Annotated in this window: 18 protein-coding genes; 12 read left to right on the top strand and 6 right to left on the bottom strand. The window is 54.8% G+C overall.

Going from position 1 to position 19,135, the window contains the following annotated elements:
• The first annotated feature begins 85 nt into the window (after positions 1-85).
• The 3 genes from G340_RS0101885 to G340_RS18170 all read left to right on the top strand — a co-directional run bounded on the left by G340_RS0101885 (position 86) and on the right by G340_RS18170 (position 1,666).
• On the top strand, positions 86-817 hold the full coding sequence (locus tag G340_RS0101885; protein ID WP_020071959.1) for a sugar phosphate isomerase/epimerase family protein: 732 nt from the start codon (positions 86-88) through the stop codon (positions 815-817).
• A gap of 83 nt (positions 818-900) precedes the next feature.
• Entirely contained in the window at positions 901-1,359 is a 459-nt protein-coding gene (gene nrdR, locus G340_RS0101880) for a transcriptional regulator NrdR (RefSeq protein ID WP_020071958.1), read from the top strand.
• Positions 1,360-1,504: 145 nt separating this feature from the next.
• Positions 1,505-1,666: a hypothetical protein gene (locus tag G340_RS18170; protein WP_009062929.1), complete on the top strand. Its 162-nt coding sequence runs from the start codon at positions 1,505-1,507 to the stop codon at positions 1,664-1,666.
• Between the two features lie 368 nt (positions 1,667-2,034).
• Here G340_RS18170 and G340_RS0101870 read toward each other — a convergent pair whose 3' ends face one another.
• The 5 genes from G340_RS0101870 to G340_RS0101845 all read right to left on the bottom strand — a co-directional run bounded on the left by G340_RS0101870 (position 2,035) and on the right by G340_RS0101845 (position 7,213).
• The gene (locus tag G340_RS0101870; RefSeq protein ID WP_020071957.1) at positions 2,035-3,393 is read right to left on the bottom strand and encodes a hypothetical protein; all 1,359 of its coding nucleotides are present in this window, start codon (positions 3,391-3,393) and stop codon (positions 2,035-2,037) included.
• Between the two features lie 337 nt (positions 3,394-3,730).
• A complete protein-coding gene (locus G340_RS0101865; RefSeq protein WP_020071956.1) occupies positions 3,731-4,144 on the bottom strand; it encodes a hemerythrin domain-containing protein in 414 nt (137 codons plus the stop codon).
• A 254-nt stretch (positions 4,145-4,398) separates the two neighbouring features.
• Positions 4,399-4,749, bottom strand: a complete 351-nt coding sequence (locus tag G340_RS0101855) for a cupin domain-containing protein (RefSeq protein ID WP_020071954.1) — start codon at positions 4,747-4,749, stop codon at positions 4,399-4,401.
• Between the two features lie 12 nt (positions 4,750-4,761).
• Complete coding sequence (locus G340_RS0101850; protein WP_020071953.1) at positions 4,762-5,973, bottom strand: DUF438 domain-containing protein; 1,212 nt, start codon at positions 5,971-5,973, stop codon at positions 4,762-4,764.
• A 52-nt stretch (positions 5,974-6,025) separates the two neighbouring features.
• On the bottom strand, positions 6,026-7,213 hold the full coding sequence (locus tag G340_RS0101845) for an anaerobic nitric oxide reductase flavorubredoxin (RefSeq protein WP_020071952.1): 1,188 nt from the start codon (positions 7,211-7,213) through the stop codon (positions 6,026-6,028).
• Between the two features lie 176 nt (positions 7,214-7,389).
• Here G340_RS0101845 and G340_RS0101840 point away from each other — a divergent pair, with 176 nt between their 5' ends.
• Complete coding sequence (locus G340_RS0101840) at positions 7,390-8,091, top strand: FprA family A-type flavoprotein (protein ID WP_020071951.1); 702 nt, start codon at positions 7,390-7,392, stop codon at positions 8,089-8,091.
• A gap of 35 nt (positions 8,092-8,126) precedes the next feature.
• On the opposite strand, the gene G340_RS0101835 is transcribed toward G340_RS0101840, so the two are convergent.
• Complete coding sequence (locus G340_RS0101835; protein ID WP_020071950.1) at positions 8,127-8,813, bottom strand: Crp/Fnr family transcriptional regulator; 687 nt, start codon at positions 8,811-8,813, stop codon at positions 8,127-8,129.
• A gap of 176 nt (positions 8,814-8,989) precedes the next feature.
• Between G340_RS0101835 and G340_RS0101830 the strand changes: the two genes are divergently transcribed.
• The 8 genes from G340_RS0101830 to G340_RS0101795 all read left to right on the top strand — a co-directional run bounded on the left by G340_RS0101830 (position 8,990) and on the right by G340_RS0101795 (position 18,817).
• The gene (locus G340_RS0101830; protein WP_020071949.1) at positions 8,990-9,661 is read left to right on the top strand and encodes a Crp/Fnr family transcriptional regulator; all 672 of its coding nucleotides are present in this window, start codon (positions 8,990-8,992) and stop codon (positions 9,659-9,661) included.
• A 216-nt stretch (positions 9,662-9,877) separates the two neighbouring features.
• Positions 9,878-11,728, top strand: a complete 1,851-nt coding sequence (gene hcp / locus G340_RS0101825; RefSeq protein WP_020071948.1) for a hydroxylamine reductase — start codon at positions 9,878-9,880, stop codon at positions 11,726-11,728.
• An 85-nt stretch (positions 11,729-11,813) separates the two neighbouring features.
• Positions 11,814-12,419: a hypothetical protein gene (locus tag G340_RS0101820; RefSeq protein WP_020071947.1), complete on the top strand. Its 606-nt coding sequence runs from the start codon at positions 11,814-11,816 to the stop codon at positions 12,417-12,419.
• A 4-nt stretch (positions 12,420-12,423) separates the two neighbouring features.
• The gene (locus G340_RS0101815) at positions 12,424-12,981 is read left to right on the top strand and encodes a hemerythrin domain-containing protein (protein ID WP_020071946.1); all 558 of its coding nucleotides are present in this window, start codon (positions 12,424-12,426) and stop codon (positions 12,979-12,981) included.
• A gap of 309 nt (positions 12,982-13,290) precedes the next feature.
• Positions 13,291-15,684, top strand: coding sequence for an urease accessory protein UreH domain-containing protein (locus tag G340_RS0101810; protein WP_020071945.1), 2,394 nt, complete (start codon positions 13,291-13,293; stop codon positions 15,682-15,684).
• 174 nt (positions 15,685-15,858) lie between these two features.
• Positions 15,859-16,416, top strand: coding sequence for a DUF2318 domain-containing protein (locus G340_RS0101805; RefSeq protein WP_020071944.1), 558 nt, complete (start codon positions 15,859-15,861; stop codon positions 16,414-16,416).
• 308 nt (positions 16,417-16,724) lie between these two features.
• On the top strand, positions 16,725-17,426 hold the full coding sequence (locus G340_RS0101800) for a response regulator transcription factor (protein WP_027103819.1): 702 nt from the start codon (positions 16,725-16,727) through the stop codon (positions 17,424-17,426).
• Between the two features lie 2 nt (positions 17,427-17,428).
• Complete coding sequence (locus G340_RS0101795; RefSeq protein WP_020071942.1) at positions 17,429-18,817, top strand: sensor histidine kinase; 1,389 nt, start codon at positions 17,429-17,431, stop codon at positions 18,815-18,817.
• The last annotated feature ends 318 nt before the right edge of the window (positions 18,818-19,135 follow it).

The following is a 19,135-nucleotide window of genomic DNA, read 5'->3' as shown; positions in this document are numbered from 1 at the left end:
CAAGTATCACCGCCAAAGGAGGGGACTGCTTATCCAATACGGTATATCTACGGCGTGCCTGTATCCGCAGGAGACCGCCCGGTCCTTGGCCCAGCTGACCAATATGGGGTTTCGGTTATTCGAGATCTTTTTTAATACCTATGGCGAGCTCAGGCCGGATTATCTGAACAATTTGAAATCGATTCTGGATTCTTCGGGATCAGCTGTCAAATCGATCCACCCCTTTACATCCGGCTTTGAAAGCATGATGTTCTTTTCGGATTACGACAGCCGCTTTACGGATTCTCTGGATTTTTACCGTAAATATTTTGAAGCCGCCGGCCGGCTCGGGGCTGAAATTCTGGTGCTGCACGGCCAGCGCGATTACCTGTACAGCACGCTGAGCGAAGAAGAATACTTCGAGCGGTACGCGCTGCTCCATGAGGCCGGCCGCCGATGCGGAATACAGGTGGCGCAGGAGAACGTCAATCGCTTTCGCAGCGAAGACCCCGGCTTTATCCGCCGAATGCGGGAGTATCTGGGCGATGGCTGCTGCTTTGTGTTCGATATCAAGCAGGCCGTGCGCGCCGGCAAGGACCCCTATGAGATGTGCCGCGCCATGGGGGATCGGCTGGTGCACATCCATCTGAATGACAACAACGGCAAATCCGACTGCCTTTTGCCCGGCGACGGCACCATGGACTATGCGCGGCTGATGAGGCTGCTGGATGACTTCGGGTACAGCGGAGATTTTATCATCGAGGTTTACCGGAAAAGCTTCCCGAATCTGGATCATTTGCTTCACAGCAGGCATTTTGTAGAACAACTGGTGAAATAAATCGCCGAAAATATTGCAAATTACGCAAGGATAATGCTATAATTTTAAAAGCTGCTGTAAAAGAACAGAGGAGGGTCATGCCTGTGAAATGCCCGTATTGCGGTTTTGAGGAAAGCAAGGTAATCGATTCCCGCCCAACGGACGAGGGCGAGCGAATCCGGCGCCGCAGGGAATGCCTGAAATGCGCCAAACGCTTTACCACCTATGAGGTGATCGAAACGGTTCCCATTGTGGTGATTAAAAAGGACAAATCCCGTCAGACGTTTGACCGCAACAAGCTGCTCAACGGCCTTTTGCGTGCATGCGAGAAGCGTCCGGTCTCCATTGATACGCTCGAACGCGTTGTGGACGAGATCGAAACGATGCTGCAAAATTCTCTGGATCGTGAGGTTCCCTCCAGCCTGATTGGAACGTACGTGATGGAAAAGCTCAAGAATATCGACGAGGTTGCGTATGTCCGTTTTGCGTCGGTATACCGGCAGTTTAAAGATCTTAACACCTTTATGGACGAACTCAACAAGCTGGTAAAGAACCGCAGCTGACGCTGCGGAATTGTTTTAGCGCCGGATGCTTTTTGCATCCGGCTTTTTGGCGTTAGGCGCAGTCGCTTTTTTTAGAAACAAAACGGGAGGATGACGCCGCGCCGGTGCGGGAATGCTAAGAAAAACAAACGAAAGGAGCAAGTCTATGGCAAAAGCAGGAATGCGCCGGCCTGACCCGAAGGAGCCGCACGGAACAGAGAGCAATCACAAAACGCATCTGCCCAAAAACGATGTTCCGCCTGTTCCGGAGCTGCAAGGGAAAGCGAAGCATACAAAAGAGAAGGCCCGTCCGATCATCGAGCCCTGACCCGACCCCAATCCGGAATATGCCTCGGCGGACCGCCCCCTGAACACTTTGAATGAACAGCCTGCCAGAGCGTGCGGCGAATTGAGACCGCCCCGAAAGGGGGAGCCTGATTTATGGAAACAGGCAGATTCAAACAGACGAACAGACGAAAAAAACAGGAAAATGCGCATTGATTCGGCATGCCGGATCAACGCGCATTTTTGTACACTGTTTTTCGGCAGGTGTATTTTGTAACCGCTCTTTTGCATCTTGAATTCACAATGGAAGTGCGGCAGGTAAACGGGTGCCCCAAAGCGAAGAATCCGTACCCGGAGAACCTCGGTTGTGGGAGGATACCAAGGCAATAGGGCATTATCATCTTATTTCATTTACACAAGAATGCAGGCGACGAGGATGGTCGCGGCGAGCCCGGAGCACACGGGGAGGAGGTTTTTGCGCACCAGATCCTCCGGTCTTACACCGCAGATCGCGGCGACGGGAATGACCGCCCACGGAATGAGCGTACCGCCGTCCACCCATATGGTGACGATCTGGCCGAGAGCGGCGAGCATTTCCTTGTTGACGGGCAGCGCTTGCGCAAAGGTGGCTGCTGTCGCGCCGACAATGGGCAGCCCGGAGAAGCCGGAGCCGTCAAGCCCGGTGACAAAGCCCGCGAGCGCCTCCGCAATCACCACGGGCACGCGCGAAATCGGCACGTTTTGCGCAAGGTAGAGGCCGATATCATTCATGATGCCCGTATCGCTGCCAAGAACGGCCTTCGCGCCGTCCGCACCGCCGAGAAAGAAAAATCCCCCAATGAAGATGACCGGCGTGAAAATGTCGATGCCGAAGCCGAAGCCTGCCTTAAGATGCTCTATGACCTTGTCGAACGCCTTCATAACACCGCCGTTGACGCAGGTTGCGGCCACGAGGATCAGCAGCGCCGTGCCGCCCACAAGCGCTGTGGCGTCCCCGCCCTGCAGCTTGAAGGACAGCATGAATATAACGTCCAGCAAGAATGCGACGGGCGTGGCGATCGCGATCGCCACCGCGGCCGGTTGGGGTTTTTCCGCAGAAACGGCGGCCCGCTCCACCTTGACCGGCGGCAGTCCCTTCACATCGCGCCGGAACATGATGAACGCCACCGTTGCGGTGACAACGGCCATCACGGCCCAGAGCACAACGCTTTCTCGCATCAGCGCGCCAACCGTTGTATCTGCGGCTTTTGCGGTGATGGTGGGGGCGCCCTGTATGAAGAAATCTCCCGAAAGCGCCATGCCGTGGCCGAACAGGTTCATCGCTACCGCGGCCCACACAACGGGGATGCCCGTCTCAAGTGCAAGGGGCAGAATGACGGCCCCTACGAGCGCGACTGCCGGGGAAGGCCATATACAGATGGAAACGGCAAACATGACGAAGCCCAGCAGGAGGAAGGTTACGCTCCTGCTTTTCATGTAGCGGCTGAACGGGCGGATCATCAGCGCATCCGCGCCGAGGGCAGAGAGTGCCTTGGACATTGCCACGACGAGTGATATCACGGCGATAACGCCCCAGAATTCTCCCCCGGACCAGACAAGCGCGTTGAACAGCGCCTGTATGCCGCCGATCGCGCTTTGGGAAGCTGCCAAACCGATGATGAGTATGCCTGCCACGCAGGGCAGAACAATGCTTTTGCGAAAGGCCATCAGGACGAGCATAACGAGGATCAGCGCGATATATAAGATGTGTAGATAGCTTAAAGTTACCAACGGATCGCCCCCCTTTTTCACAGGTGTTGATATATGAAATATACTATGTTGGAAAATACAAGCATGTGAAGGGGGCTTAACCAAAGAACGTTGGCTCGGTTCGTTTTTTCCGGGATCCATCATCCATAGAACAGACAGAATGGAATATGAGGATTGGATGACACCGGGTGGATATCAAATATGGAAATGCGGTTGTGGATTTCCCTATATCCGCAAACAAAAAAGGGGCGGTACCGAAACCGTCCCTTCGTCTCTGTGCATTTACATTGTTTTTTCCCGCCGCTTTTTCGCGGCGCGCCGGGGGTGGGCAATGGGGTCAAATCCCAGTGTATTCGCATTATTTCGCTGTGATCAGCGGATACAGCTTAGTGTCTTCATTTTTTGTTCTCTCTTCAATCAGCCGAAAAATCTTCTGGCTTTCCGCAATAAACTGATGTTTGTTCTGAATGATTTTGGAGGGGGTGTTGTATTGCTGCGCAAAGGAATGAAATAATTGCGCAAGATTTCCCATTTCGCGGTTGAAGGTCTGCGCCGTGTTCCGAATGGTCTGGCTCCTGCTCTGCATCAGTGAGGGGTAAAGGAACTGATCCTCCGACATCAGGTGCATTTTTAATTTGCCGGACAAGGCGTTGATATGGAATGCAATCTCCTTCGATTTTTCTTCCGGATGCTCGGCAACCATGCCACGGATGGTTTTTATAAGCGCAAGAACTTCTTCGTGCTGTTTTTTTAGCATATCCAGATTCCCCATATGCTTTTCCTCCTCGATGCGGGTTATGACGGCTCTTGTCTGTGGAAAACTCTGGTATTATCATACTTCATTTAAAAGCGCATTTCCGTTGGATTTGCAACATGAAAACACATTTCTGTTTCTGATGTGATTGAATTTTGTTCGGTAAGGAGAAATCAACCGATAAAAAAGCGGCGGCCATTGAATACGGCCGCCGCCCGGTTGATTCAGCTTGTCGGTATTCGTCATAACGGAAAGCGCCTGCCGAAGAATGATCAGGCTCTGGGGTAGGGGAACACCACTGTCAGCAGCATTTTAAAGGGCTTTTCCGCGGCGACCGCATGCGGAATTCCCGCCGGCATCACGATGGTCTGCCCCTGTGTTACGGAATGCACCTGCCCGCCAATGGTGATCTGCGCATCGCCCTCCAGCACGGTCACCATGGCATCGCCGTCGGAGGAGTGCGTGCTGATTTCCTCTCCCCGGTCAAAGGAGAAGAGCGTGATGCTGACCGCCGGATTCTGGGCCAGAGTGCGGCTTACGACCTGACCCTCCTGGTACTGCACCAAAGAGGAAAGCTCCAGTTCCTTTTCAAATTCAATGTTTTTCAAATACTGTGCGCTCATATGAATGCCCTCCTAATTTGTTTGTGCGGCGTCCTCAACGAGCCGCTTTTCCCCAGTAATCTCCTGTATGGGCCGGATGTTCTGCGTGACCTCCAGCACTCCCAGGTATTCGCCGGCCTCGCTTCGGACCGCAAAGTACCGGATCAGGATATATTTGTCGCCCATCTTGATCCAAAAGTCCTCCTGATCCTTCCGGCCGGCCCGAAAATCCTCCACCAGCTTTTCCACAATGTGCACGCTGGCCGGGGGATGGCAGTTGGAAACCTTTCGCCCGATGATGGCCTTTGTCCGCGGGAAGACCCGTTCCGCACCCTGCGAAAAGTATTTTACGGTGTCGTCCTTGTCAACAAAGGTGATGTCGATCGGCAAGGTGTCGAGCATCCGGACAAGCTCCTGCGTTTTCAAGACGCCGGTCGGCAGGGTGATAACGCCGAGGCCGGCCTCCTCCCGCAGCTCCGCCTGCGGTTTGTTCTCCGCCGCGGGCTTCCAGTCGGGGGCGCCGTCAATCAGGCAATACCCCAGGTCGGCGATTTCGTCGGCGATGGTTTTCCATTCGTCCTGCGTCAGGTTTTCAATCAGCATGGGGAAGAGGATGTTCTCCTCTTTAAAGATCATTTCGGTAATCCGATTGAACAGTGCCTCCAGCCGCGGCGCAAGCCGGCCGGCGGATTCCGCCGCAAGCTCTTTCACAATCTCCTTGAGCTCGTCCCGGATTTCGTCGTCCACGCCCCACATCACCTTGGGCGGAGCGGTGATCCCATACCGCTCCAGATAAGGGAAGAGCAGATTCTCTTTTTTGCTGTAATGCCGGTCGATTTCCATCAGTCCGGCAAGGCCGTCCTTCAGCTCGCTCTGCGTGCCGGCTTCGGAGGACAGCTTGCTCTGCAAGTCCTGAATCAGCGCTTCCAGCGCCCGGTTTTCCCGCCACAGCGTGTTGATCGGGTGGCCGGGAATCTTGGCCGGGTCGGACGGCCGGTGGATTTCCTCAATCGACCCCTTAAAAACCGCGGCGTGAACATCGCAGAGACGCTGCACCTCGCCCACGGGCAGCCCGCCCAGAATCAAAGCCTGCTCTGCCTGCGCGATCTCTTCCGCGGAAACATTGCCGAACACTTCGGCAAACCGTTCTTTTACCTCATCCACGCTTTTGCCGTCGTGCAGCTGAGAAATCAGTTCCTTTAACACTTGCTGGCGGTATTCTCTGTTGTTGATTTCAGCGCTCATAGAATTCCTCCTTTATCTGCTGATTGCGGCCTGTGAAAGCCTGTCTTTCTTTTTAAAGGGCGGCGGCAAACTGCCTGCCGAATTCCCGGCAGCTTTCCAGCTCGTCTTCGTCGGGAACCCACAGGGCCCGGTGCCCGCTGTTCACGATTTGAAAGCCTCCCTTTTCCAGCTCTTCGGTCATCTGCTTAACTGCCTCGCCGCTCCAGCCGTAGCTGCCGAAGGCCGCCGCACGCTTGTTTTTGAACTTCAGCCCCTTGATCATCTCGAGCATGCCGCCGATGGAAAACAGGTAGCCGTTGTTGATGGTCGAGGAGCCTACCAAAATGGCCTTGGATCGGAATACCTCGGAAACGATATCGTTTTTATCTTCCTTTGCGGAGTTCATCAGCTTAACGGTGATGGAGGGGTCTGTGTCGCGGATGCCCGCCGCGATGGCCTCCGCCATTTTGCGGGTGGAGTTCCACATGGTATCGTATACCAGCGTGATCTGGTTTTCCTCGTAATCGTCCGCCCATTTCAGGTACTGCTCCACAATCGCCGTCGGGTTAGACCGCCAGATCACGCCGTGGCTCGGGCAGATCATGCTGACCGGCAGGTTCAGACCCAAAACCTCGTGAATTTTTTTGGTGACGAATTTGCTGAACGGAGTGAGAATATTGGCATAATATTTCAAAGCCTCGGCAAACAGCTCCGCCTGATCCACCACGTCGTCATACAAAGACTCGGTTGCGTAGTGCTGCCCAAAGGCGTCGTTGCTGAAAAGAATGTTTTCTCCCGTCATATAGGTGAACATGGTGTCGGGCCAGTGAAGCATCTGCGCTTCCACAAAAATCAGCTTGCTGTCTCCGATCTCGAGCGTGTCGCCGGTTTTCACGGTCACAAAGTTCCAGTCCTCATGGTAGTGGCCTTTCAAAATCTTTGCGCCGTTGGCCGTGCAGTAAATCGGCGTATTCGGAATTTCACGCATCAGCTCCGGCAAAGCGCCGCTGTGGTCGACCTCGTTGTGGTTCATCACAATGTAATCTATGCTGTTCAGGTCAACCTCCTGCTTCAGGCGGGCGACGAACTCCTTGTCAAAGGGCTGCCACACCGTATCCATCAGCACGGTTTTCTGGTCGCGTATCAAATAAGAATTGTAGGACGACCCTCTGTGTGTAGAATATTCATCCCCGTGAAATCTGGTAAGCTCCCAGTCCACCTTGCCGACCCAGCTGACTTTATCTGTTAATTTCTTTCCCATTGGAGTACCTCCGTTCGATTTATCTTTCGTTAGTTTACCGAAAAATGGTCAGGGTATCACTTGTTTCCATCAAAAACAGTATATAAGAGATATTTTTTGAAAGATGTTGCACACGCAACATCTTTGACGGATTTTTTCTGCTTGAATAATGCCAAAGGAATAAGGAGGTAAAAACAATGAGATATCTCATTTCAAATCAATGCCGTACCATCGCAAAAACAATTATCAAGCCGGACAGGGAATTTTCTTTTCTGGCCTACCTGATCACCGGGAAGGTGAATGTTCTGATCGATACTTTGCCGGAGCGCTTTGCCCCCATGCTCCTGGAGGAGCTGGCAGACGCGATTGACGAAAAGCCGCTGGACGCCGTCATCATGAATCACTCGGAGGAGGATCACAGCGGCGCGCTGCCTGCGGTGCTTCAAAAAAATCCGAATGTGCCGGTTTATTGTACGGAGAACTGCCGCAAACGCCTTTCGGCGGTGCTGCCTGCGGCGGATTACCGGGTTGTTCACACCGGAGACACCATAGAAATGGGGGAGCACCGTTTTTCTTTTATTGAAACGCCGGGCCTGCACTGGGACGACAACATGGTCACCTTCTGGCAGGCGCCCCGTATTTTGTTCTCGAATGACCTGTTTGGGCAGTATGCCGCGGCGGAGCCGCCGATTGACCGCGATTACCCGGCCGGCCGGCTGCTGGAGGCGGCAAAGGAGTATTACACCAAGGTGTTCGGCCCCGCTTCTTCGGAAGAAAAACAAGTGGTGTTCGAGATAACGAAGCTTCCTATTCAGATCATCGCCCCGGGACACGGGCTGATTTTAAAATACAATGTTCAGGAGCTGCGCAGGCTGTACGAAGAAAACGGGAAGGGATGACCCTTCCGAAATGTACGGCGGGTTAAAATGGCCCGTTAGCCGTCGTACCCCCCAGCCTGAGGCTGAAGAAGGGTGAACGTGTTTTTGTGGAATTCGATCAGCCCGTCCGCTTTCATGCTGTGCAGCTCGCGGGTCAATGCGCTTCGGTCCGCACCCAGATATTCCGCGAGCGCCACCCGCCCAAACGGCGCTTCAAACCGCAGGCTGCCATTTTGGCGGGCTTCCTGCCCCAGGTAGGTGAGTATCTTTGCCCGCAGGCTCTTTTTGGAAATGATTTCGATTTTTTCCATGAGCTGAAAATTCTTTTCTGCAATCAGCGTCACCATGTTTTCAATCAGCCTGTGATGAAACGCGCAGGAACGGCCGCAGGAGGTTAAAAGCTGGTGGAACGGCAGAAACAGAATCTGCGACGTTTCCGCCGAAAGAAACGACACGGTCGAGACGGTGTCCCGGCTGCAGGCAAAGGTTTCGCCGAACACCTGGCCCTGCGAGATGGATGCCAGGATCACCCTGTCGCCCCACAAATCTTCCTTGAGCACTTGTACGGAGCCGGTGAGCGGGATTCCAACCCATTTCACCTGTTCGCTGGTCAGAGAAATAAATTCCCCTTTGTTGTAGGTGCGAACGGTATAGCCAATGCAATGCAGGACGGATTGTATGTTTTCCTGAACCATTCCCTCAAAAAGGGAAAAGCTCTTCAGTTGTTCTGTCAAATGCGTCATGTTATCACCTTCACCTAGATGATATCTGATTTTGTGTTTGACTGCAATGTATTTCAATTTATTTTTAGAAATAAGAATCTCTTTGCTTCGTGCGGGGGCCATGGTACAATAGAAATGCGGAGGAAGGATTTCACTGTCTTCCGGTTTACGGCATTGCGGTAGGAAGGGAATGAACTATGATTTCAAAAATGAAAAAGAGCCCGCTGTTTTTTGAAATGTCGGAGAGCGACATCGAAAACTGCCTGACATGCAGCCGGTCGGAAATCGTGCGCTACGAAAAGGACGAGATGATTTTCCGCCAGCACGATGTTCCCCGAAAGCTGTTGGTGCTGCTGGAGGGGGCGGTCGTTGTAGGCAACGATTCCAGCTCGGGGAAGCGCAGTATTGTGGCCACGCTGGAGCAGCCCGGGGAATTGTTTGGGGAGGTATTTCTGTTTTTGAACAAGCAGGAATACGACCACTATGCGCAGGCGGTTGCTCCCGCGCAGATTTTGCAGATTCCAAGGGATTTTCTGTACAACACCTGCGGGGAAAACTGCGGCTACCACACAAAGCTGATTTCCAATATGCTGTCGATTCTTGCGCAGAAGGCGTATTACCTGAACCGCAAGCTTCAAATCGTATCGTGTGCTACCCTCCGGCAGAAGATCGCGAAGGTGCTGCTGCAAAATGCGTCGCCCGACGGCCGGGTGACGCTCTCAATGAACCGGGAGGAGCTGGCCGATTTTATGAACACCGCGCGGCCCTCTTTATCCAGAGAGCTGATGAAGATGCAGGAGGAGGGAATCATCCAAATCGAAAAACGAAAGATTCAAATTGTCGATTTTGATGCACTGCAAAACAATTGATATTGTTATTTCATTTTGAATAGGCCGTTTATGTCTTCTCTCGCCTGCGGCAGGGGAAGACATTTCTATTTTCACGCAAAATCAATTTTTCAAAAAACTGGATGATAATTTTCCCAATCCGTAACCGGTGTTACGGATTTTTTTAATTTCGGCTGGTATGATGAGAACAACAAAAGGCTGCGAGGCCACCGAGCAAAAATGAAGGAGGATACTTTCATGGAAAATAAAATGTTTTGCTATCAGTGTCAGGAGACTGCCGGCTGCACCGGGTGCACGCAGATGGGTGTCTGCGGAAAAAATCCGGAGGTTGCCGCCATGCAGGATCTGCTGGTATATGTGACAAAGGGCCTGTCCGCTGTTACCACACAGCTGCGGGCAGAGGGCAAGGAGATTTCCGCCGAGACCAATCACCTGATTACGCTGAATCTGTTTGCCACGATCACCAACGCGAATTTTGATGAGGACGCGATCATTGACCGCGTTTTTGAAACGCTGTTCCGCAAGCAGGATCTGCTCAAGCAGGTCGCTCACCCCGAGGCTCTGCCCGAGGCGGCGCGCTGGACCTCTTCAAGCCGTGCGGATTTTCAGGCAAAAGCGGCCGAGGTGGGCGTGCTTTCCACAAAGGATGAGGATGTGCGCAGCCTGCGCGAGCTGATCACCTATGGCCTCAAGGGCCTTTCCGCTTACAGCAAGCACGCAAATGCGCTGCTGAAGGACGACGGAGAGGTCGACGCGTTCCTGCAGAGCGCGCTGGCGAAAACGCTCGACGATTCCCTGACGGTGAACGACCTGATCGCTCTGACGCTCCAAACCGGTGAGTACGGCGTGAAGGGCATGGCGCTTCTGGACGAGGCCAACACCTCCGCCTACGGCAACCCGGAGATAACCAAGGTGAATATCGGCGTTGGCACACGCCCCGGCATTCTCGTTTCCGGTCACGATTTGCGCGATTTGGAAATGCTGCTCAAGCAGACCGAGGGCACCGGCGTGGACGTATATACCCATTCCGAAATGCTGCCCGCCCATTACTACCCGGCGTTCAAGAAATATTCCCACTTTGTCGGCAACTACGGCAACGCATGGTGGAAGCAGAAGGAAGAGTTCGAGAGCTTCAACGGCCCGATCCTGATGACCACCAACTGCATCGTGCCGCCGAAGGCCAGCTACAAGGACCGCCTTTATACCACAGGCGCCGCAGGCTTCCCCGGCTGCAAGCATATCCCGGGCGAGATCGGCGATGAGAAGGATTTCTCTGAGATCATCGAGCACGCAAAGCGCTGCGCCTCCCCCGCGGAGATCGAGCGCGGCGAGATCATCGGCGGCTTCGCGCACAATCAGGTGCTGGCTCTGGCAGACGCCGTGGTTGATGCGGTTAAGTCCGGCGCGATCAAAAAGTTTGTGGTCATGGCCGGCTGTGACGGCCGTGCGAAATCGAGAAATTACTACACCGATTTTGCCAGAGAACTGCCGAAGGACACGGTTATTTTGACTGCGGGCTGCGCAAAATACAAATACAATAAGCTCGCCCTCGGCGATATCGGCGGCATTCCCCGCGTGCTCGACGCCGGACAGTGCAACGACTCTTACTCGCTGGCTGTGATCGCGCTCAAGCTGAAGGAAGTGTTCGGCCTGGACGATATCAACGACCTGCCGATCGTATACAACATTGCCTGGTACGAGCAGAAAGCCGTCATCGTTTTGCTGGCGCTGCTGCACCTCGGCGTAAAGAACATTCACCTTGGCCCGACGCTGCCCGCCTTCCTTTCTCCCAATGTGGCAAAGGTACTGGTTGAGAACTTCGGCATTGCCGGAATCGGCAGCGTAGAGGACGACCTGGAGCTGTTTTTCGGCAAGGATGCGGCGAGCAAGCCCTCCATCACCGAGGATATGCTGATCGGCGAAATCCTGCGGCAGTATCCGGACGCCGCCCCCGTTCTGGTGGAGTGCGGCATGCACTGCCTGGGCTGCCCTTCTTCCCAGATGGAGTCCCTTTCGGAGGCCTGCATGGTGCACGGTCTTGACCCGAAAGCGGTGCTTGGTCAGCTCAATCAGCGGGTTGCGAGATAATCTAAAATAAAACAGAGCAGAGGGGGCCGTGAAAGATGCATATGTGTGTCGTTCACAGCCCTCTTTTTCAGGAAAGGATACCGATATGAGCGCTTTTTTAGGCCCGATTCACCATTGGCTTTATCATAAGATTCAGTTTCAGGAGGAGTGGATTCAAAGCATTCTGCATGCGGCGGAGCAAAACGGCTGGGGCTCCTTTGCCGAAAAGCTGGATGCCGACTGCGGCCCCGCCGATCTGCGCCCGCTGGAAGAGAGCATCGACCAGGGGAATATTCACGGGTGGCTGCAGCAGAAAATCCATGCGGAGGAAGCGCGCTTCGCCGTGCTCGTTACGGAGCTTTTAAAGGCGGACGCCTCCCGGCTTTCTGCGCTGGAAGAGATTTCTTACCGATTTGGGCAGGCCAATGCCGTGCCGCAAGGGACGAGCGCCGCAGGGGCGTTCCGGCTCCTTGGCGACACCCTTTTGGACGGTATGCCCTGCGACCATGTCAATCAGGTTCTGGAGCAGGAGGAGGATCATGTCGCGTGGCGGCAGACCCAGTGCCTGCATCACGAATTTTGGGAGCAGGCCGGCGGCGACGCGGCCGTATATTACGCGCTTCGCGCGAGAATGATACAGGGGATGCTCTCCGGGAGCGGACTGACTTTTTCCGCCGGAGAAAACGGACGGTTTACAGTTGGAAAGGGATGACGAAATGTACAGCATTGAATTGATGGTAGAGGAACACGATCATATTTTGGAGCTGCTGACTGTCATCAGGAAGGCCTGCTGCGGTGTGCTGGAGGGAAAGAAAGTGGACGACGGCGATTTTCGCAGGATGCTTGCTTTCGCCCGAAACTATGCCGACAAGCACCACCATGGCAAGGAGGAGCAGATTCTGTTTCAGGAGATGACGCAGCGTCTGGGCCAAATCGGCGTCAATCTGATTCAGCACGGCATGTTGGTAGAGCACGACCTGGGGCGGCTGCACCTTTCCAATCTGGAAACAGCGCTCAATCAGTACCGGGACGACCCGAAAACCATTTACAAGCTGAATATTCTGGCCGAGGCGGCCGGCTATGCCAATCTGCTGCAGCGCCATATCGAAAAAGAAAACCAGATTGTTTATACCTACGCGGAAAAGCATCTGGCGCAGGATGTTCTGCAGTCGGTGGATGAGCGGGTGCAGGAATTTGAGAAAAACGCGCAGCAGACCCAAACGCAGGAGACCTACCTGCAAATGCTGCGGGAGCTGCAGGAAAAATACGGCTGAACCGGCTGTTCCAAAGCAGAATTGTCCCCTTATAAAATATACAATCCGTTTTTGAACCGTCCGGAGCGCTTTCAGCAGGCGCTCCGGACGGTTGCTGTTTCAGGGCCAAAAAAAATTTGGGATATGGCATGGATGACGGGCGATTCCCCATTCGTGCCATTTTTATTTTGACAAATCGGGAGGCAAAACCGCATTTCAGTGCGCAAGGCTGTTCGGCGTAACGGCAAAAGCCGCTGCTTTTTCCTTCATAACTTCTTCAAATTTACACGGTATACTTTCTTTCAGAATCACTCGGGAGGAGGCTTCCCAATGGAATCCGCTGTAAAGAGCAAACGGCTGCACATTGGCGGAATGACGTGCGTCAACTGTCAAAACAAAATTGAAGCAAAGCTGCGCAACACCGCCGGCGTGAAAAGCGCGAAGGTGAGCTACAACGACGGAATCGCCGAAATCACCTACGATACGGATCTCGTTTCTCTGCACGACATCTGCGCGGTGATCGAAAAGCTGGATTATCAGGTGCTTGCCGAACGCAAAAGCTCCTCGCCGGGGGTGGGCGGCATCGTCGGGATGCTGGTCATTATTGTGTCGCTGTATGTGCTTTTACAGCAGTTCGGAATTTTGAATCTGCTCGTGCCGAGCCAGCTTGCGGACACCCGGATGGGGTACGGAATGCTGTTTGTGGTCGGACTGATCACGTCGCTCCACTGTGTTGCGATGTGCGGCGGCATCAATCTTTCCCAATGCATTCCGCGCGGGGAGGCTCAAGGCCCGGGAGCACCGGAAGACGCAAAGACCAGCCGATTTTCCACCGTTGCACCGGCTGCCTGGTATAACCTGGGGCGGGTCGTCTCGTACACTGCCGTCGGTTTTATTCTGGGGGCGATCGGCCTGCTGTTCGGCGGCGGCTCCGGTGCGGGGGTACCGGTGCTGGCGCAGGGAATTTTAAAGCTGATTGCGGGCGTGTTCATGGTCGTCATGGGCATAAATATGCTCGGCCTGTTCCCGTGGCTGCGCAGATTGCAGCCGAGAGTACCCGGATTTATCGCCCGCAGGGTCAACATGGAAAAGGCGAGAAACAAAAGCCCCCTGATTGTCGGGCTGCTCAACGGGTTCATGCCGTGCGGCCCCCTGCAGTCCATGCAGATCGTCGCGCTGGCCTCCGGCAATCCGTTTGCGGGCGCCCTTTCGATGCTGCTGTTCAGCCTGGGCACCGTGCCGCTGATGCTGGGGCTTGGTTCGCTGGTTTCGGCTTTGGGCAAGAAATTCGCGAACAGGGTTATGCGCGTCGGTGCGGTGCTGGTTGTCGTGCTGGGGCTGGCGATGCTCTCCCAGGGGGGGAGCCTTTCGGGCTTCCTGCCGCCGGATCGCCTGCTCGCTGTGATTTTAGCGCTTTGCGCGGTCGGGGTCGTGGCCAGTGTTCCCTTCCGCAAGCCCGACCAGAAAACGGCCTCCACCATCGCGGCGTCCGTTGTGGCGGTGATGGCCATAGCCGCGTGGAGCACGTGGAGCACGACGGCGGCGGCAGCCGGCAGCAGTTCCGCGGGCAGCGGAATTCAAATTGTGGACGGCAAGCAGGTCGTTGCCAGCACCCTCTCTTCGGGGCAATACCCCAATATCACCGTACAGGCGGGAACTCCCGTCAAATGGGTGATCAACGCGCCGGAGGGGAGCATCAACGGCTGCAATTATCAAATCAACATTCCGGAATTCGGAATTACAAAATATTCCTTTCAAACGGGAGAGAACGTGATTGAATTCAATCCCACCGCGGCTGGCAAATTCCAGTACAGCTGCTGGATGGGAATGATACACGGCTCGATTACGGTAACGCAGGCGGGCGCTCCGGCAAGCGCTTCCCCGAACCCGGTCGGCAATAACGCGGCTGGGGCGGTTCCTGCCGGGTATCAAATCCCGACCGACCGGCTGGCCATTGCAAAGGAAACGAAGTACGCGAGCAGCTACCGGGTACAGGAGGTCACCGTCAAGCTGACCGAGCAGGGCTTCAGCCCCGCGGTTGTCGTGGTTCAGTCGGGAATGGACGTCAAGTGGAATATCGTAAACGCCGCTTCGGATCAACAGAGCACAACGCAGATTTTAATCCCTGATTATGCCACGAAGCTCATCGTAAATCAAGGGGAGAACCCGGTGTTCTTTTCTCCGGAAAAGAGCTTTGATTTCTCCACCGGAGACAACGCCTATTATGGGTACGTGAAGGTGGTGGACAGCCTGAAAAACGTGGATGAAGCCGCGGTCAAAAAAGAAGCGGCGGCGTTTCGCACGATGATCTGGCCGCCGGAGACCTTTGAGACGGGCGCGGGGGAAGCGGACGCCGACGCGGCCCGGGCGGCTGAGTCCACAGTAAAGGACGGCGTGCAATACGTCACGTCCACGGTGAGCAGCGGTGGGTACGGGGCGATCCGGGTTCAGCAGGGGGTTCCCGTCAAATGGACGCTGAAAGCGCCGGAGGGTTCCCTGAACGGCTGCAACCAATCCATTGTGATACCGGAATACGATCTGAAAATCGACCTGAAAACCGGCGATAATCGGATTGCATTTACGCCGAAACGATCCGGAACCTTTGCGTTCAGCTGCTGGATGGGTATGGTGCGCTCCAGCATTACGGTAGTGGGCAAAGACGGTACGGTGGCGGCCGCACAGGATGACGGCTCTGATGAACTGCCCGACGGCTGCTGCGGATAGCGGGAAAGGCAGGAACAGCATGCAGTTTTTCTTGCTCCACTGGCATTGCATATTACCGGCCGCGGCCATTCTGATCGGTTTGGCTTTGACGGGCAGAGACTAAAGGGCACAGAGCAAACTCCCTGCGGACGAAAGAACCCCCCAGGATTCCCTGGAAGAGAAGGAGTTATGGAGATGACGAAACAAATTACGGCAGGTCGAAAACCGGCGCGCAAGGCGGTATCGGCCATCCTTTTCACACTTGCGGTGACATTCGCGCTGACCGCCTGTTCCGCGAGCGGCGGAGCGCCCTCCGAAAATCCGGCCGGTGCGGCGGAGCAGCAGAGCACACAGCAGGCTTCCGGCCAGGCGGCCGTACAGGACGGCGATCTCGTGATCCCCGCCTCGAACGTGACGGAACAGGCAGCCTTTTACCCGGTGGTGGTAGACGGCACCAAAATGGAGGTCATCGCTGTCAAGGCCCCGGACGGAACAATCCGCACGGCGTTCAATACCTGCCAGGTCTGCTATGATTCCGGCCGGGGGTATTACGAGCAGTCCGGCGATCTGCTCATCTGCCAAAGCTGCGGGAACAAATTCTCTATGGATCGTGTGGAGGTAGAAGCGGGCGGCTGCAATCCGTGGCCGATTTTTGCGCAGGATAAGACGGTGAAAGAGGAATCCATCACCGTCTCGTATGATTTTCTGAAAAAATCAAAGGATATCTTTGCAAACTGGAAGCGGACCTACTAAGGAAGAGCGCTTCGGGGATAGTTCAGTTTTTTTTGAAAAGTCAGGATAAAAGCAATTCCCTTCCCCGTTTCGGCGGGGAGGGAATCAAAGCTTTTTTAAAATGGGCATTGCGACTAAAAGAAACGGGAAGACGGCGGGCGGGAAGAAGGGAAAGCGTTTATTGGGCGCTTTGCCGCTTTCTGAAAATAAACGTTGCCGAATCGCGCCCGATCCGGTAAACTGAAGGTAACACATTGCCGCATTTGAGCACGGGAACCGCGATTGTGCGGTTCCCGTTTGGCGCATCCTTTACGGTTGAGGGGAAGAAAATGTCACCGAAAAACAAAAATATCCTGCTGGTGGACGACGAACCCAAAATTCTGGAAGTCCTGAAAGCCCTTTTTGAGAGCAAGGGCTTTCAGGTCTTTTCCGCGGAAAGCGGTGGCGAAGCGCTGAAAATCTTTCATTCGCAGAATATAGCGCTCGTGATTCTCGATCTCATGCTCCCGGATATTTCCGGCGAGGAGGTCTGCAAAGCGATCCGCAGAATTTCGCGTGTGCCGATTTTAATGCTCACGGCCAAGTCGGAAGAGGACGATCTGGTCGCGGGCCTCGGGATCGGCGCGGATGACTACATCACCAAGCCGTTTAGCCTGAAAGAGCTTTCCGCGCGGGCGGAAGCGGTGCTTCGCAGAGCGCAGGATGATTTGGTGCCGCTCATGGCCCGCAATTCATTTTGCGGGGGCGATCTGGTGGTTGATTTTGAAAAAAACATCTTTTTAAAATCGGGGCGGCCGGTGAACCTGACGCCGATTGAAACGCGGGTGCTGGCCGCCCTGATGAAGTACCCGGGCAAGGTGTTTACCCGCGACGATCTGATCGCCGTGGCGCTCGGCAGCGCGTTTGACGGCTATGACCGCACGGTGGACAGTCACATCAAGAATTTGCGGCAAAAAATAGAGGATAACCCCAAAGACCCCGTGTATATTCTCACGGTTCACCGCCTGGGGTATAAGTTTGGAGGGGAATGAGCATGCTGCGCAGTCTTCGGGCACAGCTGTCGCTGTCTATTTTACTGATTCTGCTGGTGATGGTCACGCTGATCAGCGCCGCCTCGAACTGGTTCATCAACCGCGAATTTGAGGAGTATATGATCCGGCAGGAAAACGACCGCAGCGTGAGCATTGTCAATGATCTCGGCCATCAATACAACGATCTTACGGGCGGCTGGAGCCGGGATTTTCTGCATACCATCGGCATGTATTCGCTGTACGACGGCTATATTCTCAAAATCTACGGCGCGCGCGGAACGCTTTTGTGGGACGCCGAAAATCACGATATGTCTCTGTGCGGGCAGATCATGGGCGAAATTTCAGACCGGATGAAGGACGCGAAAAAATCCGGGGCTTTCGTCACCCGCACCTATCCGATCAGCCGCAATGGGAAGCAGGCCGGTTCGGTCTCCATCACCTATTACGGGCCTTACTTTTTTACGGAGAACGATTACCGGTTCATCAAAACCCTGAACGGCATCCTGCTGGCGGTCGGGCTTTTGTCCGCCGCGTTCGCCGTTGCTGCGGGAACCCTGCTGGCGCGCCGCATCGCGCGGCCCATCTCGAAAACGGCCTATATTGCCACGCAAATTTCACAGGGGAATTACGGAATTCGATTTGAAAGCACGCCCAATACCCGCGAGTTGCAGGAAATGGTGACCGCCATCAATCATCTGGCCGAGGCGCTGTCTGAGCAGGAAAGCCTCCGCAAGCGCCTGACCTCCGATGTTGCGCATGAGCTGCGCACGCCGCTGTCGGCGGTTAGCTCACATTTGGAAGCGATGATCGAGGGAATTTGGGAAGCGACCCCCGAAAGGCTGCAAAGCTGCCAGGAGGAAATCAAGCGGCTCGCGAGCCTGGTGGCCGATTTGCAGCGGCTGGCCGATATTGAGGACGGCAGCCTGAAGCTCGTCAAAACCCGGGTGGATCTGCATGAGATTGCGCTGACGGCGGTTCGCAATCTGGAATCCGAGGGCATGAAAAAGCGGATAGCTCTTTCGGCCTGTGGCAGCCCGGCCTATGCGGACGCAGACCGAGAGAGAATCATTCAGGTTGTGATGAATCTTCTGTCGAACGCGCTGCGTTACACTCCCCCGAACGGGCGCGTTGAGGTGGAGACATTTGAAACAGAGTCGGAAAGTATTCTTCGGGTAAAGGACACCGGGATCGGCATCCCGGAAGAGGAGCTGCCGTATATTTTCGAGCGCTTTTACCGCACGGATAAATCCCGCAACCGAAAGACCGGCGGAACAGGAATCGGGCTGACGATCGCCAAATCCATCGTCGAGTCGCACGGCGGGAAGATCACCGTGGAAAGCACCGTGGGCGAAGGCAGCCGCTTTACGGTGCTGCTGCCCAAACAGAGATAACACGGAAGAGCATGGATTCAGTGTCATTTCTCATCCATGCCCTTTCTGTTTTCCGATGAAGCCGGAAGGACATTCCATTCCGCCTGTGGCGGGGATATGTAAAGCTCCCCACACGCCTGCCGCGTAACCGGCAGCTCAAAAAGCAGCGGCAGGGCGTGATGGAAATGAATCGCAAAAAGGGTGAGAAATCATTTTAATTAGCGGCCGAGAGGGCTTGCTGCCTGCGAATTGCAGGCGGCAGGCTCTTTTTCTTTGCACAGCGGCGGGTATTGCGGCAGCCGGGAGAAATCGGCGGTTCGTCTCTCCAAATGCTCCGTG

The sequence above is a fragment of the Faecalispora sporosphaeroides DSM 1294 genome, assembly GCA_000383295.1.
GTDB lineage: Bacteria > Bacillota > Clostridia > Oscillospirales > Acutalibacteraceae > Faecalispora > Faecalispora sporosphaeroides.
Note: the sequence above shows the minus strand (reverse complement) of the source record. Positions and strands in the feature narration are given on the sequence as shown.